This is a genomic window from Effusibacillus sp. SKA8 (genome assembly GCF_058273125.1).
On the sequence record NZ_JBZCSF010000011.1, the window covers coordinates 38353 to 54526 of the forward strand.

At 55.5% G+C, this 16174-nt stretch carries 15 protein-coding genes; all 15 read left to right on the plus strand.

Features of this window, described 5'->3' with window-relative positions; all coding sequences use genetic code 11:
* Nucleotides 1–149 precede the first annotated feature (149 nt).
* The 15 genes from AC4ED1_RS10130 to selB all read left to right on the plus strand — a co-directional run bounded on the left by AC4ED1_RS10130 (nucleotide 150) and on the right by selB (nucleotide 15999).
* The gene (locus tag AC4ED1_RS10130; protein ID WP_490938202.1) at nucleotides 150–1592 is read left to right on the plus strand and encodes a peptidoglycan DD-metalloendopeptidase family protein; all 1443 of its coding nucleotides are present in this window, start codon (nucleotides 150–152) and stop codon (nucleotides 1590–1592) included.
* 108 nt (nucleotides 1593–1700) lie between these two features.
* A complete protein-coding gene (locus tag AC4ED1_RS10135) occupies nucleotides 1701–2657 on the plus strand; it encodes a nucleoside recognition domain-containing protein (RefSeq protein WP_490938204.1) in 957 nt (318 codons plus the stop codon).
* 61 nt (nucleotides 2658–2718) lie between these two features.
* Nucleotides 2719–3210: an acyltransferase gene (locus tag AC4ED1_RS10140; protein ID WP_490938206.1), complete on the plus strand. Its 492-nt coding sequence runs from the start codon at nucleotides 2719–2721 to the stop codon at nucleotides 3208–3210.
* A gap of 155 nt (nucleotides 3211–3365) precedes the next feature.
* Nucleotides 3366–4598 (plus strand): ATP phosphoribosyltransferase regulatory subunit, encoded by a 1233-nt coding sequence (gene hisZ / locus AC4ED1_RS10145; RefSeq protein WP_490938208.1) that lies wholly within the window; start codon nucleotides 3366–3368, stop codon nucleotides 4596–4598.
* Nucleotides 4598–5269 carry an ATP phosphoribosyltransferase gene (gene hisG / locus AC4ED1_RS10150; RefSeq protein ID WP_490938210.1) on the plus strand — a complete coding sequence of 224 codons (672 nt, stop codon included), beginning with the start codon at nucleotides 4598–4600 and terminating at the stop codon, nucleotides 5267–5269. Before hisZ ends, hisG begins: the two co-directional genes overlap by 1 nt.
* The gene (hisD, locus tag AC4ED1_RS10155; protein WP_490938212.1) at nucleotides 5266–6543 is read left to right on the plus strand and encodes a histidinol dehydrogenase; all 1278 of its coding nucleotides are present in this window, start codon (nucleotides 5266–5268) and stop codon (nucleotides 6541–6543) included. Before hisG ends, hisD begins: the two co-directional genes overlap by 4 nt.
* 5 nt (nucleotides 6544–6548) lie before the next feature.
* Nucleotides 6549–7145 (plus strand): imidazoleglycerol-phosphate dehydratase HisB, encoded by a 597-nt coding sequence (gene hisB / locus AC4ED1_RS10160; RefSeq protein WP_490938214.1) that lies wholly within the window; start codon nucleotides 6549–6551, stop codon nucleotides 7143–7145.
* Between the two features lie 50 nt (nucleotides 7146–7195).
* A complete protein-coding gene (gene hisH / locus AC4ED1_RS10165; RefSeq protein ID WP_490938216.1) occupies nucleotides 7196–7816 on the plus strand; it encodes an imidazole glycerol phosphate synthase subunit HisH in 621 nt (206 codons plus the stop codon).
* Entirely contained in the window at nucleotides 7813–8592 is a 780-nt protein-coding gene (gene hisA / locus AC4ED1_RS10170; protein WP_490938218.1) for a 1-(5-phosphoribosyl)-5-[(5-phosphoribosylamino)methylideneamino]imidazole-4-carboxamide isomerase, read from the plus strand. Before hisH ends, hisA begins: the two co-directional genes overlap by 4 nt.
* A complete protein-coding gene (hisF, locus tag AC4ED1_RS10175; protein ID WP_490938220.1) occupies nucleotides 8586–9353 on the plus strand; it encodes an imidazole glycerol phosphate synthase subunit HisF in 768 nt (255 codons plus the stop codon). Before hisA ends, hisF begins: the two co-directional genes overlap by 7 nt.
* Nucleotides 9344–10039: a bifunctional phosphoribosyl-AMP cyclohydrolase/phosphoribosyl-ATP diphosphatase HisIE gene (hisIE, locus tag AC4ED1_RS10180; RefSeq protein ID WP_490938222.1), complete on the plus strand. Its 696-nt coding sequence runs from the start codon at nucleotides 9344–9346 to the stop codon at nucleotides 10037–10039. The genes hisF and hisIE overlap by 10 nt, the downstream gene beginning before the upstream one ends.
* Nucleotides 10040–10186: 147 nt before the next feature.
* On the plus strand, nucleotides 10187–11242 hold the full coding sequence (locus tag AC4ED1_RS10185) for an HD-GYP domain-containing protein (RefSeq protein ID WP_490938224.1): 1056 nt from the start codon (nucleotides 10187–10189) through the stop codon (nucleotides 11240–11242).
* A 99-nt stretch (nucleotides 11243–11341) separates the two neighbouring features.
* The gene (locus AC4ED1_RS10190; protein WP_490938226.1) at nucleotides 11342–12994 is read left to right on the plus strand and encodes a tetratricopeptide repeat protein; all 1653 of its coding nucleotides are present in this window, start codon (nucleotides 11342–11344) and stop codon (nucleotides 12992–12994) included.
* An 81-nt stretch (nucleotides 12995–13075) separates the two neighbouring features.
* Entirely contained in the window at nucleotides 13076–14056 is a 981-nt protein-coding gene (gene trxB / locus AC4ED1_RS10195; RefSeq protein ID WP_490938228.1) for a thioredoxin-disulfide reductase, read from the plus strand.
* A 29-nt stretch (nucleotides 14057–14085) separates the two neighbouring features.
* Nucleotides 14086–15999: a selenocysteine-specific translation elongation factor gene (gene selB, locus AC4ED1_RS10200; protein WP_490938230.1), complete on the plus strand. Its 1914-nt coding sequence runs from the start codon at nucleotides 14086–14088 to the stop codon at nucleotides 15997–15999.
* Nucleotides 16000–16174: the final 175 nt, after the last annotated feature.

The window sequence follows — 16174 nt, forward strand, 5'->3', positions numbered from 1 at the left end:
AAGGGGATGCCTGCAAACGGGTGGCGTCCAATTTTTTTCGACACTTCTGTAACGAAATTGAAATATTTTTTGTGCAGGAAAGAGTCGGTTTCTATCGAATAAAAAATTCTTGGTGTACATATAGTTTAGTAGCTAAAGGAGGAGGAGGCATGGCCGATTTTTATTCGGAGTGGCACACACATCTTCGGACGATTGTTGCCGCCAATAAACATTATACCCTCGACCAACTGAACCGGTTGGACGCCCAAACCCTCGTCCGGGAAATAAAAAAGCAGATCAATCGGACGTTTACGGCCCGGAAGACGGCGACTGCAGCGGTATTGGTTGCCATGGCGGCGCTCGGTGCCGCAGGCATCCAGCATATGGTCGGCAAGACGAAACTTTGCTACAAGGTGTATGTGGATGGACAATATGTCGGCATTGTGAAAGATCCCAAGTGGGTATACGATAAAATTTCCTCTTTTGGCGACAAATTCGAAGCAGCCGTTGCACTGGTGCCGGTGCATCAACGGTCGGAAGGAGAAACTTCGGAAACGGGCATTTCGCAAGCGATTGCCGATGCAATCCATCCACGGGTCAAAGCGGTGATGATCCGGGTTGACGGTCAAAATGCCGTTGCGGTTCCGGATATGGCCTCGGCACAAGCAGTAATTGAAGCAATTAAAGCGAAATTCGCCTCTGGTGACAATGCCGTCAAAGAAGTGAAAATCATGCAAACTGTTGATTTTCTGACGATGCGTGTCAATAGAGACGAGGTTCGCTCGGTGGAGTCGGCGGTCACGGTTTTGCTGGAAGGCAAGGAGAAGCCGAAAAAGTACCTGGTGTCACGCGGCGATTCCCTCTGGGCGATCGCGATGCGCAATCAGATGACCGTTGAAAAGCTGAAAGCGGCAAATCCGCAAATCACCAACGAGAATGAGCTGCAAGAAGGCGAACAGATCTCGATCAGTGCGGTGGAGCCGCTGGTAGCGGTGGAAACGGTCGAAGAGGTTGCACGAACCGTTCCGTATGAGTATGAAACGGTATATCGGGAGGACGCCTCCCTGAACAAAGGGGAAGAGCGGGTGATCACCGAAGGACAAGCGGGAGAAAAGTTCCAGCGGGTCCAGATTCGCAAGAAAAACGGGAAGGTTTACGCGGAAGTGGTCCTTTCCGAACAGGTAATCAAAGAAAAAGTCGACAAAGTGGTTGCGCGGGGAACAAAGGTTCCGACAGAGGCGTCCGGCGCCTGGGTATGGCCGGTCGCATCCCGCAGCGTCTCATCGACTTACGGCGAATGGCGGGGACGCAGCCAGCATTTGGCGGTTGATATCAGCGCTCCGATCGGCACGCCCGTCTATGCTTCCAATAACGGAAGAGTGATCTATGCCGGTTGGGATGGCGGGTACGGCAAAGTGATCCGGATCAGCCACGGAAACGGTGTGATGAGCATCTACGGACATTTGTCCTCCATTGGAGTGTCAGCCGGCCAACAGGTCAGCAAGGGAGACATGATCGGCCGGGTCGGCTCGACGGGCGATTCGACCGGCCCGCATCTGCACTATGAAGTGCGCGTCAACGGCGTTCCAGTAAACCCCGCTCCGTATATGTGAGAAACAAAAAGCAGCCCCGTATGGAGAAGGCGGCGTGTTGCGCCGTTTGCCATAGGAGGCTCTTTTTTTGTTATAATTGTTCCAATTGAAACAACGGGAGAGAGCGAAATGGATCAAGGCGTTTGGATGCGTGGAATCAAGTCGGGATTCAAGACCGCGTGGGTACTCGGGAAAGTGATTGTTCCCGTTACGGTGACGGTAACCGTGCTGAAGCATACACCGGTGATCGGGTGGTTTGTGGCCTTGTTCGAGCCGTTGATGAACTGGTTCGGATTGCCGGGAGAGGCGGCGGTCGTGCTGGCGCTTGGTTTTATTTTAAACCTGTACGCCGCGATCGGCGCGATGTTTGTGCTGCCGCTGAGTTCCCATGCAATCTTTGTGCTGGCGGTGATGCTAAGCTTTGCCCACAATTTGCTGGTGGAGACGGCAGTATCAAAACGCACCGGGCTGTCAGCCGCCGCCATTTGCCTGATTCGCATCGGGACCGCGTTGCTTGCTGCGGCGGCGATCCGGCTGCTGATGCCGGCAGGTTCCGGCGGTGTGTCCGGGACAGCGGGTCAGGTGGCGTTCGACCCGTATTTTTGGAACATGGATACCGCGTCCTTTCTGGCTGAAATCGCAGGTAAAGCGTGGGCGAGCGTTTGGCAGTTGACGGTGATTGTCGTTCCGTTAATGCTTGTCATTCAAGTTTTTAAGGAAATCCGGTTTTTGGACCGTTTGGCCGGTTGGATGCGTCCCGTCACAGGGGTATTGGGGCTGCCGGAGAAAGCGTCGGTTCCGCTCCTGGCGGGGTTCTTTTTCGGCTTGGCGTATGGTGCGGGGGTGATCCTGCAGGCTACCCGGGAGGAGAATTTTACCCGCCGGGAGCTTTATCTGATGTTTGTTTTCCTGATTTTGTGCCATGCTGTGGTCGAGGATACCTTGCTGTTTGTCCCGCTTGGGGTGAACGCCTGGCTGTTATTCGGAACCCGGTTGGCCGCCGGTGTGGCGATAACGGCGGTGTTGTCCCGCGTGTGGCGTGAACGGGCGGAGGAGCAGCAGCTTGCAATCACTAAAGGGAAGTAAAACCAAAACCGCACCGTTTGACATTCCGGGCGGAACTACTGGAAATTGTACGGGGGAAGTCATGAGAAAGACGGAACGGTATCCGGTGCAGGGACCCAATGCGCTTTGGCAATTGTACAAGACGGTTTCTTTCTGGAAGGTGACGCGCAATTTTATCGTGATTCAAATCGCCCGCTATACCCCTTTTCTCAGCGTGAAAAATTGGCTGTACCGGACGTTTCTCGGCATGCGGGTGGGGGAACAGACCGCTTTCGGCTTGATGGTGATGCTGGACATTCTGTTTCCCGAGCGGATTCAGATCGGCAGCAATTCGATCGTCGGCTATAACAGCACGATTCTGGCCCATGAATATTTGATCGAAGAATACCGTCTTGGCGATGTGATCATCGGCAACCGGGTGATGATCGGCGCCAATACAACGATCCTGCCGGGCGTCACCATCGGGGACGGAGCCGTCATCGGGGCGGGATCGCTTGTCAACCGCGATATTCCGCCCGGGGCGTTTGCGGCGGGCAATCCGGTCCGCATCATTCGCGAACCGCAAGAGCCATAATTTTTTTCGTCGGCATGCCGCAACCGGTAGTGCGCGTAGTGTACTACAATTCAGATTCTTTCAGAATCCATTGACAGATCTTTCGACACGTGCTAACATTTGTAGGTACACTTTAGTATATTAGCAGACTAAAGCGCAGGTGGGTGGGACGGGACATGCAAAAGCCTTTATTATTCGAAAAACCGCAGGGGGTTCGGGACTTCCTGCCGGATACGGCAGCGAACAAGCGGCAGGTCGAGCGCGAGATTTCCGAGAATTTCGCCCGTTGGGGCTATCGTGAGATCATCACGCCGACGTTCGAATATATCGACACGTTTCAGACCGGGATTCGCGGGGCGGAAGACCGGGTTTTTAAATTTGTCGACCGGTCGGGCCGGACGGTCGCTTTACGCGCGGACATGACGGCACCGATTGCGCGGGTGGCCGCCTCTTTGCTGAAAAATTCGCCGTTGCCTCTCCGCCTGTCTTATACGGCGAATATTTTTCGCCAGCAGGAACTGGTGGCGGGCCGGGATACGGAATTTACGCAGGCGGGTGTCGAGTTGATCGGCGACGCGTCGCCTGATGCGGACGCCGAGATGCTGGCTCTGGCGGTTTCCACCCTGCAGGAGATCGGACTGGAAGGGTTCCGGCTGGCGCTTGGACAAGTCGGATTTTTGCACGGTTTATTTGCGGAACATGTGGCGGATGAAACGGTCCGGGAAAAGCTTAGAAACGCTCTGGCGGAAAAAGATTATGTGGCGTACGAGCGGGCGGTGGAAACGGAACTGGCGGAACCCGTTTCCGCGATTTTACTGCAGGTTCCCCGTTTGCACGGCGGCGTCGAAATCCTCGAAAAGGCGAGGGAACTGACGCGCAGTCCGCAAGCGCTGGATGCTTTGCGGAATTTGGAGGACATCTGGCGGGTCTTGGACATTCACGGCGTTACGGATTTCGTTCAAATCGATCTTAGCTTGCTTTTGGGACTGAATTATTACACCGGAGCCGTGTTTGAAGGATATGCCCCCATGATGGGATTCCCGGTTTGCGGAGGCGGCCGTTACGATGACCTGCTTGAAAAATTCGGACGCAAGGCCCCCGCGACAGGGTTTATTGTCGGAATCGAACGGGTGCTTGAGATTCTGGAGAAAAAAGGGACTTTTGCTGCCCGGCAGCGTTACCTGCTGTGTTACGAACCGGCGGACCGGGAGACTGCCCTGCAGTTTGCCGCATTTTTGAGGAGACGGGAGATTTTGGTTTCGACTTTTTGTGTCAGGGATCAAAAACCGCTTCCGAATCTTGCAGGTTCGCAAACGATTCGCCTGCGGTCAGCCGTCCTGGAAACGGAAGACGAACGGCTGGGCGAATTCTATCAAGCGTTTCGGACGGAGAGGGGAGGATCCCGGTGATGGCGAAAGAGGATCAATGGTTGACGGTTGCCCTGTCAAAAGGACGCATCATGACAGATACTCTGCGGGTGTTGCGGCAAGCGGGCATTCCCGTTCCGGAAGACATTGAGGATTCGCGCAAACTGATCCTGGAAACGCCAGATCGCTCAATCCGGTACATACTTGCGAAACCGGTGGATGTTCCCACCTATGTGGAATACGGGGTGGCGGATGTCGGGATCGTGGGCAAGGACGTATTGCTGGAAGCGGGGCGCGATCTGTATGAACTCCTGGATCTTGGGATCGGCTGCTGCCGGATGTGCGTATGCGGGCTGCCGGAAGCGAAAGGCGGGATGGTCAGCCGGGTGGCGAGCAAATACCCGCGGATTGCAACCGACTATTTTCGCAATCAGGGCAGGCAGGTGGAAGTGATCTTCCTCAACGGGTCGGTGGAATTGGCGCCGCTGATCGGACTGGCGGACCGCATCGTCGATCTCGTTGAGACCGGGCGGACACTCGCCGAGAACGGGCTGGCGATTCACGAAGAGATCGGACAAATCTCGACCCGCGTCGTGGCGAACCGCATGAGTTTCCGGCTGAAAAGCGAACAGATCGACAGTCTGGTGGCACGGTTAAGGCAAGTCGCCAAACAGACGGTGCAACAGGGGATCGGAAAGGGGGCACGGGCATGATACGCATTGTGGAAGCGAAAGATTTCTCGTTGAAACGGGAAGCGGTGGAACCTTACGGGAAAGAACGGGAAATTGTGCAAGATATTCTGCAACAGATCCGCCGGCATGGCGATCAGGCGCTGCGGGCGTTAACCCGGCGTTTTGACGGCGTCGATCTGGAAGACTTCCGGGTTCCGGAAAGCGCTTATGCCGATGCTTACGGAAAAGTGACAACCGGCTTCGTGGAGGCCCTCCGCGGCGCGATTGCAAACATTCGCCGCTATCATGAAGCGCAGCGGCGGCAGTCCTACATGCTGCTCGATGAAGAAGGAACCACGCTGGGGCAGTTGATCCGGCCTTTGCAGCGGGTGGGGGTGTATGTGCCGGGGGGGACGGCCGCCTATCCGTCAACCGTTCTGATGAACGTGATACCGGCGCTTGTGGCAGGCGTCCCGGAAATTGTCGTCGTGACGCCGCCAGATAAGGAAGGAAACGTGCATCCGGGAGTTCTTGTCGCTTTACGGGAACTGGGGATTGCGGAAGCGTACCGGGTGGGCGGTGCGCAGGCGATCGGCGCTCTTGCGTACGGCACCGAGTCGATCCGGTCTGTCGACAAAATCGTAGGGCCCGGTAATATTTTTGTGGCCCTTGCGAAACAGGCGGTGTTCGGCAAAGTCAGCATCGAGAGCATCGCCGGTCCGTCCGATATATTGGTGGTCGCGGACAATACCGCGGATCCGGAGTATGTGGCGGCGGATTTGCTGTCACAGGCGGAGCACGGGGAAACTTCGCAGGCGATTCTGGTAACGCCCTGCCGCGATTTGGCTGAAAAAACGGCCCATGCTCTCGAACGGCAGCTGGCTGTCCTGCCGCGCCGGGCGATGACCGAAGTCGCGATCCGCAACATGGGGGCGATCGTCGTCACGGTGGATTTGGCGGAAGCGATCGATGTGGCCAACCGGGTCGCGCCGGAACACCTGGAACTGATCGTCGCCAATCCGGACGATTGGATCGGTCGCATCCGCAACGCAGGCGCCATTTTTGTCGGCGCCTATTCGACAGAACCGGTCGGCGACTACTACTGTGGTACCAACCACGTGCTGCCGACGGAGGGGACGGCCCGTTTTTCGTCGCCGCTCAATGTCGACGACTTCTTGAAGAAGACGTCGTTGATCCGGTACAGCAAGACCGCCTTGTTGAAACACGGGCACAAAATCATCGCCATGGCGGAAGCGGAAGGGCTTGCGGCGCATGCCAACGCCGTGCGCATCCGGCTGGAAAAGGAAGGAAAGTGACGGTTATGAGTACGACGCGGATCGGTGAAATCAAAAGGGATACGTTGGAAACCCAAATCTCCCTGAAGCTGAATCTTGACGGGCAGGGGAAAAGCGACTTGTCGCTGCCGGTGCCGTTTTTGCAACATATGCTCGACCTGTTCGCCAAACATTCCGGCTTCGATTTGGTTGTTGTGGCCAGAGGCGACACGGAGATCGACGATCACCATACGGTGGAGGATATCGGGATTTGTCTGGGACAGGCGTTCAAACAGGCAATCGGTGACAAGGCGGGCATCCGTCGCTACGGCAACCGTTTCACGCCGATGGATGAGACGCTTGCGCAGGTTACCGTCGATCTCTCAGGCCGCTCCCATTTGGTATTCAACGCGGAATTTCCGGCGGAGAAAGTGGGGAATTTCCAGACGGAACTGGTGCGGGAGTTCTTTCAGGCGTTTGCGGCGAATGCGGGTGTCACGCTGCATGTCAACCTGCATTACGGCACAAACACTCACCATATGATCGAAGGGATTTTTAAGGCTTTTGCCGGGGCGTTGTCAGAAGCTGCGCGAAGAGACGGGAACATCCGGGGCGTGCTTTCCACCAAAGGGGTGCTAGAATGAACCGCGTGCCGATGGGATGATTTTTACTTCATTTTGATGGGAGGATTCTGATGATCGCGATTGTCGACTATGGCATGGGCAACCTCCGGTCGGTGCAAAAAGCGTTTGAAAAAGTGGGACATCGAGCGACGATCACCAGCCGGCGGCAGGATGTGGAAGCGGCTAACGGAGTCGTGCTGCCCGGGGTCGGCGCGTTTGGCGACGCGATGTTTCACCTGCGGGAATCGGGTTTGGCGGATGCGGTCAAACAAGCGGCCCAACAGGGGAAACCGCTGCTGGGAATCTGTTTGGGGATGCAGTTGCTGTTCAGCACATCGGAGGAACACGGCCATCATCGCGGGCTGGATCTGATTTCCGGCCATGTGAAACGGTTTCAAGGCAATTTCAAAATTCCCCAGGTCGGCTGGAACAGCCTGCGGATCAAGCGGAAGCATCCGCTGCTTGAAGGTGTCAAACAAGAAGATTATGTCTACTATGTGCACAGTTATGTGGTCGATCCAGCCGACCGCGGCGTGATTCTGGCGACCAGCGATTACTACGGAGAAGTTCCGGGGGTTGTCGCTCGCGACAACATTTTCGGCATCCAGTTCCATCCGGAGAAAAGTTCGGCGGCCGGCCTGCGCATGCTGGACAATTTCGGCAGGATGTGCGTGGAAGGAGTCTTGACATGAGCCAACACCAAAGGGAATTTATCCTCTATCCGGCGATCGACATATTGGGTAGCAAGGCGGTCCGGCTGCTGCGCGGCGATTATGAAGAGAAAACCGTATACAGCGACAATCCGGTCGAGGTAGCCCGCAAGTGGGTGGAGCAGGGGGCCGAATTTATCCACGTGGTGGACTTGGACGGCGCGAAAGAAGGCTCCCAGCAAAACCGGCCCGTTATCGAAGCGATCGTCAAAAACATCCCGGTGCCGGTGCAGGTCGGCGGCGGCATCCGGACCGGCGAAACGCTGGAAACCCTCTTTTCGCGGGGCGTGGCACGCTGCATTTTGGGGACGGCTGCGGTGCGGGAACCCGATTTTGTCAAACAGGCGTTGGCCGAATACGGCGAGAAGATCGTCATCGGCATCGACGCGAAAAACGGCTGGGTGGCGGTCAACGGCTGGCTGGAAACATCGGACATCTCGGCGATCGAACTCGGCCGGCAGCTGAAAGACTGGGGAGCGAGCCGGGTGATTTTTACCGACATCACGCGGGACGGTACGCTGGCGGGCCCCAATTTGGCTGCAAATATCGAACTGGCGGAAGCGACCGGTCTGCAAGTGATCGCGTCGGGCGGCGTCAGGGGAACGAAAGACCTGCTGGAACTTGTCAAGTATCGCTCGGCGGGGGTCGCCGGAGCGATCATTGGAAAAGCGCTGTATGCCGGAAGCATCGAGCTGAAAAGCGCCATCGGCCAAGTCAGGCAGGCCCTGACTGATAGCGGAGGGGGAGCGGAATGTTAACAAAGCGCATCATCCCGTGTTTTGACGTGAAAAATGGCCGGGTGGTGAAAAATGTTTCGTTCTTGACCAACGAACGGGATGCGGGCGACCCCGTGGCATTAGCCGCCTACTATGAGGAAGCGGGGGCGGATGAGTTGGTTCTGCTGGATATCACGGCTTCCGTCGAAGGGCGCTCGACCATGATGGAGATTGTCCGCAGAACGACCGAACAGGTGTTTATCCCGTTTACGGTCGGCGGCGGCATTTCCTCGGTCGAGGACATCCGGGAGATCCTGAAAGCCGGTGCCGACAAAGTCTCCATCAATACGGCGGCCGTCAAGAATCCGCAACTGATCGCGGAAGGGGCGAAGCGGTTCGGACAGCAATGCATCGTGGTCGCCATCGACGGCAAATACGACCCTGCCAAAGGCGATTGGGAAGTCCTGATTCACGGCGGGCGAACGCCGACGGGAATCCGTGTGGTCGAATGGGCCAAACGAGCGGAAGCGCTGGGGGCGGGCGAGATTTTGCTCACTTCCTTCGATCAGGACGGGCAAAAAGACGGCTATGACCTGCCGTTGACCCGGGCCGTGTCGGAGGCGGTGTCCATCCCGGTGATTGCGTCGGGGGGAGCCGGCAAGAAAGAGCATTTTTACGATGTGTTCACCGAGGGAAAAGCGGATGCGGCGCTGGCTGCCTCGATTTTTCATTTCAAGGAAACGTCTGTCGGAGAAGTCAAAAACTACTTGCAGCAAAGGGGGGTGCCGGTCCGGTGGAGCTGAAATCGAAGAATGCGGAGTGGATCGAACAACTCCGGTTTGACGAACGGGGCTTGATTCCGTCTGTGATTCAGGATACGGACAGCAAAGCGGTTTTGATGGTTGCGTATATGAATCGCGAATCGTTGATGAAAACGCTGGAAACCGGACAAACCTGGTTTTGGAGCCGGTCCCGCAACGAATTGTGGAACAAGGGAGCAACCTCCGGCCATTTCCAACGGGTGAAGCGGATTGCCTGCGATTGCGACCGGGACACGCTGCTGTTGGAAGTCGAACAGACCGGAGCCGCGTGCCACACCGGAGCGTACACCTGTTTTTTTGAACGGGTGTATGGGGATGAGGAAATTGCCGAGGGAAGCGGTCCGGTGGAAGGGAAGCCCGATTTTTCCATATTGGCGAAACTGATCGAAACGATCGCCGACCGTTACGAGAAACGGCCGGAAGGGGCCTACACGACCTATCTGTTTGACAAAGGGCTTGATAAAATTCTCAAGAAAATCGGTGAAGAAGCGACCGAAGTGGTGGTGGCGGGCAAGAACCCTGACGCCGGGGAACTGGTGGCCGAGGCGGGCGATCTGATATACCACTTGCTGGTGCTTTTGAGACAACAGGGAATTTCGTTTGGCGCGGTGCTCGCGGAACTGGAACGGCGGCACGGTGTGAAGGACATGCGGAACAAAAGCGAATAAACCTTCGGCCAGCATCCGAATATGCGGGAACGCAGCGCCCCTGCCTGCGTGCCCGTATATTTTTTTGGCCTGCATCCTCCAGAATTGAAGGAAATTACGGAAGATTGCTGAATTATTACCGGTAAAAACGACAGTGGAGGTACCGTCATGGAAGCGATGCAGCGGCTGTTTAGCATGACTATTTTCAAACTTACCCAACGCTATTGGTGGTCGCCCTGGGCGATCGGGCTTTACTTTGTGCTGCTGCTTGCCGTTGGTTTCCATACGGAACTGCAGTCCCTGCGGGAAACGCTGTTCGTTCTCTACGGGATGGGGATTACTTATGTCGTCACTCTATTTGGCGAGCGGGCAGGCCTGTTAAGTTCACTGGTCTGCTATGCGATGTTCGCATTTCCCCTTTACAAGAATCGCTTGCAGGAAATTCGGTCGGGAGCGCCGGAAGGGTTTGTGCTGGAAGGGTTTGTCATGCCGGTCGCCTTCTTTTTGTTGAGCATTTACGTCGGACGGGTGATTGTGAATTCGCGCAAGGTGAACGAAGAGACGGAACGGTTGTATCGGAAAATCCTGGATTTGCACCACCGCTCGGAGCGGACTTTTGCCGGTTTTGTCTTGGCGATGTCACATGCCATCGAATTGAAGGATCCTTATACGAAAGGGCATTCCGAAAGAGTGGCCTGTTACGCGATCTGGCTTGCCGAAAAATTGGGACTTCCTTTCAACGAGCGAAAGCAGCTCTTCTACGGGGCCGTTTTGCACGATATCGGAAAAATCGGGATTCCCGATTCGGTTCTTTTAAAGAAGGGGCGCCTGGAGCCGGACGAATGGGTGGAAATGCAGTTGCATCCGTCCATCGGCAAAACCGTGTTGGAAGCGGTTCCGGGTTTTGAGTACGTGCTCGATCCGGTAGCCCTTCATCACGAGAACCTTGACGGGACCGGTTATCCTTACGGTCTCAAAGGTGACAGCATCCCCCTTTCGGCGCGGATTGTCGCGATCGCCGATGCTTTTGACGCGATGACGTCCGACCGCCCGTATCGGCAAGGGATGAGCCCGGAGGTTGCGGTTGAAGAGCTGTACCGCTGCATAAAAACCCGTTATGATGCAAAATTGGTCGATCTGTTCGTGCGGATGTTGCGGGAAAGGGAGTTCCGGCTGGCGACGAAGGAAGAATTCACCGAGTGCTTTAAGCGGATGACGCAATAATTCTTTTTGCTTTTTCTTCACACCCCGATCTGTGATATACTTTGGGAAAAGGTAAACATAATCTTATCTTTTTTCCGGCTATCGCGGGAGGTGACTCAATTGGATCACAAACAGCAAGCAATACGTCGACGCCCGGACAGCAATGTGATTCCCTTTCGGTTGGATGCCGCATTTTTCTTTGAACGAGCCGTACGGCATTTGGACCGTCACAACCTGCAGAGCGCTCTGAAATATTTCCGCAAAGCGCTGGAATACGAACCGGACAATCCCGTCAACCACTGCAATCTGGCGGGTGTTTTGTCGGAGATGGGTTCCTTTGAGGAATCGAATGAGATTTTGGAAAATGTACTGCAGACGATCGACCCGCACATGTACGAGTGTTACTTTTACATGGCGAACAACTGGGCCAATATGGGCCGTTACGATAAAGCGGAAGAGTGTGCCGCACGCTATCTGGAATTGGAACCGCATGGCGAATTTGCAAAAGACGCGGAAGAGATGCTTGATATTCTCATCGAGGAATTCGGCGGCGGGGAAGTGTTGCGGCAGCGTATCGTGGAAAAAGAAGCCGAGCGCAAAGAACAGGATTTGGTCGGAAAGCTGTTGGAACAAGGCAAATTCATGGAAGCGGCCGCTTACTTGCAAAAAACGATCGAGCAGCATCCCGAATTGATCGCGCCGCGGAACAACTTGTCGCTCGCCTACTATTACCTCGGACAACTCGATACGGCTGTCGCAATCGCACAGGAAGTGTTGGCGAAAGACCCCGGTAATATTCACGCGCGATGCAACTTGGCCGTTTATTATCAGCACCTTGGGCGGAAAGAAGAACTGGCGTACCTGCTGGAAGGGCTCAGCAAGGTGTATCCGCTCAATTTTGACCAAAGTTACAAGTTGGCGACGACGATGGGAATTCTCGGCGAGCATAAAGCGGCGCACCGGTTGTTTTTGCAGTTGTCCCGCTGGAGCGAGGAAGCCGATCCGGCTTTGTTGCACTGTGTAGCCGCATCCGCTTGCAATATCGGGAACTACGGATATGCAAAGCGAATCTGGCAAGATATACAGATTTTGGATCCGAAGGGCGAAGTGGCGCCTTTTTATCTGAAAGCTTTGGAAGAAGCCGAAGCGAAAGGAACGGTCGTCAGACCCGTCTCCTATCATTACCAGATTCCGTTTCACGAACAGTTCAAGCAGATGCGGGAACAATTGAAGGCGGGGAAAGTCGGGAACTGGCGCAACGACCCGCTGATTCGCTCGTCTTTGTTCTGGGCCCTTCGACACGGCGACATTGAAACCAAAATCCAGGTCATCCAAACCTTTGCCCTGATCGCCGATCGCGAAGTGGAGCAGGCGCTGCGTGAATTTGTCAACCGGCCGGATGAGATCGAACAGCTCAAATTGCTTGCTCTCTATGTGCTGCGCCATATCGGCGCAGAGGGGCCTTTTGCCGAGATGTCCGATTTCAAACCTGAATGGAAGGCGGTTCTCGACAAGGCGCGGACGGTTTTGCAGGCATACGGCGGCGAATTGTTCGAAGTGTCGCGTAAAATTTGGGCCGATTTTCTTCTGAAGAGTTTGCGCCATCCGCCCCGCATGACCAATCCGGGTACCTGGGCGGGTGCGTTGGCGTATTGCGTGTTGCGCCAGCAGGGTATTTCCGTCACGCAGCGGGAGATCGCGGAGCGGCTCGGCGTGTCGGTCGGTGCGATTTCAAAGATCTCACGGCGAATCGTACAAAAAATTGAATCGTAATGTGACTCACAGTTTATTTTTGGCATTTTGCTGTATACTGAGAGCAGGGTGGCGAAGCCTGCTCTTTTTTAAACACACGGAATGTTTCAGTCATTGGACGGGGTGATTCGGATGTTTGACTTGATTATTGTTGGAGCCGGTCCGGCGGGGCTGTCCGCGGCGGTTTACGCGGCGCGGGCCAACTTGAAAGTCGTTGTGCTCGAAAAAGGATTGCCCGGCGGGCAGATGCAAAACACGACGGAAGTGGAGAACTATACGGGTTTCAAGATGATCATGGGGCCGGAGCTATCCCAGGTCATGCACGAACACGCCCTGCATCTCGGAGTTGATTACAGAAACGGAAACGTCGAGAAGGTGGAACTGGAAGGCAAAATCAAAAAAGTTTATACGGACCAGGAAGTTCTGACAGGAAAAGCGGTCCTGATCGCGACCGGGGCGGAACCGAAACAGCTCGGCGTCAAAGGTGAGACGGAGTTCCGCGGGCGGGGCGTCAGTTACTGCGCGACGTGCGACGGCGCGTTCTTCAATGAAAAACGGCCCGGCATGGACAAGGGAATTGTCGTGGTCGGAGGCGGCGATTCCGCCGTGGAAGAAGGGACTTTCCTCACCCGCTTTAACAAAGTGACGCTGATTCACCGCCGCGATAAACTGCGTGCCCAGCCGATTTTGCAAAAGCGTGCGTTTGACAACCCCCGCATGAGTTTTGTTTGGGACAGTACGGTGGAAGAAATCGCGGGAGATACGGCGGTCACGAAAGTCAGGGTGAAGAATTTGAAAACGGGCGAAATGACGGAACTCCCGACCAACGGTGTATTTATCTATGTAGGGATGAAGCCGAACACCGATTTCCTGGCAGGTTCCCGGATTTTGAACGAAAGCGGCTATATTCCGACCGATGAGAACATGAAGACCTCGATTCCGGGGGTATTTGCCGCCGGCGACGTAAGGGAAAAAGGGCTCCGTCAGATTATTACGGCGGCTGCCGACGGGGCGATCGCGGCGATGTCCGCGTACCATTACGTCGAATCCTGGGAAGACGCTGAAGCAGGGGCAGCCGTTTAAATGTGGTAGAATGGATCAGGGTGAAGCAAGTGGCAGAAGGACAGTTTATCATTGTGGGCACGGCCGGTCACATCGACCATGGGAAGACAACCCTGGTCAAGGCATTGACGGGCCTTGACACGGATACGCATAAGGAAGAAAAGGAGCGGGGCATTTCGATCGATATCGGCTTTGCCCCTCTTACACTCCCCGATGGCAAGCGCATCGGGGTTATTGATGTTCCCGGACACGAGCGTTTCATCAAGAACATGCTGGCTGGCGCTGCGGGAATCGATTTGATTCTGCTGGTGATTGACGCCAACGAGGGCATCATGCCGCAAACCCGGGAACATCTGCACATCGTTGAGATGCTGCATGTGCAAAAAGGGATCGTTGTTTTGACGAAAATCGACACGGTGGACGAAGAATGGCTGTCGCTTGTGACGGAAGAAGTGCGTGAAGGCCTGAAAGATTCGATCTTGGCGGACGCTCCGATCGTCCCGGTGTCGGCCTGCACCGGACAGGGCATCGGGGAACTGCGCAACATGATCGCGCGGATGTCCGGGGAGATCCAACCCCGCGAGGTGAACGCGCCGTTTCGGATGCCTGTCGACAGGGTGTTTTCGGTTCCCGGTTTCGGTACGGTAGCGACGGGAACGATTTTTGCAGGCATCGTCAGAACGGGAGACGCGGTTGAAATCCAACCGTCCGGTCGGCAAGCCCGCATCCGTTCGATTCAAGTGCACGGCGAAGCAACCGACAAAGCGCAAGCGGGACAGCGTACCGCGCTGAATCTTGTCGGAGTCGAGCGCGACGAACTGGAACGGGGGTTTGTGATTGCCGCGCCGCATACTTTCAAGCCGTCGACGTTGATCGACGCCCGTTTTCGCCTGTTGTCGGACAGTCCGCGGCCCCTCACCAACCGCATGCGCGTTCGCCTGTACATCGGGGCGAGCGAAGTGCTGGGGCGGGTGATTTTGCTTGACCGGAACGAATTGCAACCGGATGAGGACGCGCTGATCCAGATCGATTTGGAGGCACCCGTGACATGCGAGGCGAAAGACCGCTTTATCCTCCGTACCTATTCCCCGATGTACACCATCGGCGGGGGTGTCGTGATCGATCCGCACCCCAACCGCTTGCACCGACGAAACCGGCAAAACATTATAGAAAACCTGGAATCCCGGGAAAAAGGCGGCCCACACACCCGCCTTATCCAAATCCTGGACGAGGAACCAGGCTTGACGCTCGCGGAATTGGCCGCCAGAATGAAAGCGACGCAAGAGCAGACGCGGGCCTGGGCGGGCGAGTTGACGGCATCCGGCCAGATTCTCGAACTGCCGGGGGGAAAAGGGTTCGTGACTGCCAAGTCGCTGCAGGGGCTGCTGGATGAAATCGAGGACAAAATCCGGGCTCACTACGCACGCGATCGCTTTCATGCTTATGTGGCGAAGGCGCAAGTTCTCTCCCAACTGTCAAAAAAGCTGAAACCGAAAGTCTATGACGGTATCCTCGAGATGGGAGCGGCAAAAGGCCGCATCGAGGTCAAGCAGGACAAGATCCGGCTGGCGGGATACACGGTTCCACTATCATTGAAAGAAAAACAAATTTTGCAGGAGATTGCGGACAAGTTCCGGAAGCAGTTGTTCCAGCCTCCGACGCCGCAGGAACTGACGGCGGCTTACAAGGGGCAGGAAAAGGTTGTGCAAGGCCTGGTCAGCCTGTTGAAAGAACAAGAAGTTCTGGTGGAAGTGGAGGAAGGGCTGCTGTTTGCCAAAGAGGCGATCGACAAGACCCCGCGAATTCTCGCCGAAATAGCGGGTGCAGACGGTTTTACGGTCGCGCAATTCAGGGACCGGGTCGGCACTTCGCGGAAATTTGCATTGGGCCTTCTCGAATATATGGACCGCCTGAAATGGACGAAACGGATCGAGGACCGGCGCGTTTTGCTCAAAACCGAGTAGCCGCCAAGCGAACACCGGATTGCATCGTCACATTTTTTTTACTTGATCGTAATATAAACGCAACAATTTTTGGGTACACTGAAGATGTAACAATTTGACCCCCTTTTTCATATACTTTCACTTGGCGTGAGTGGAGAGACACGCCTCTTTTTTTTTGTTGCCATCCCGGGCGATC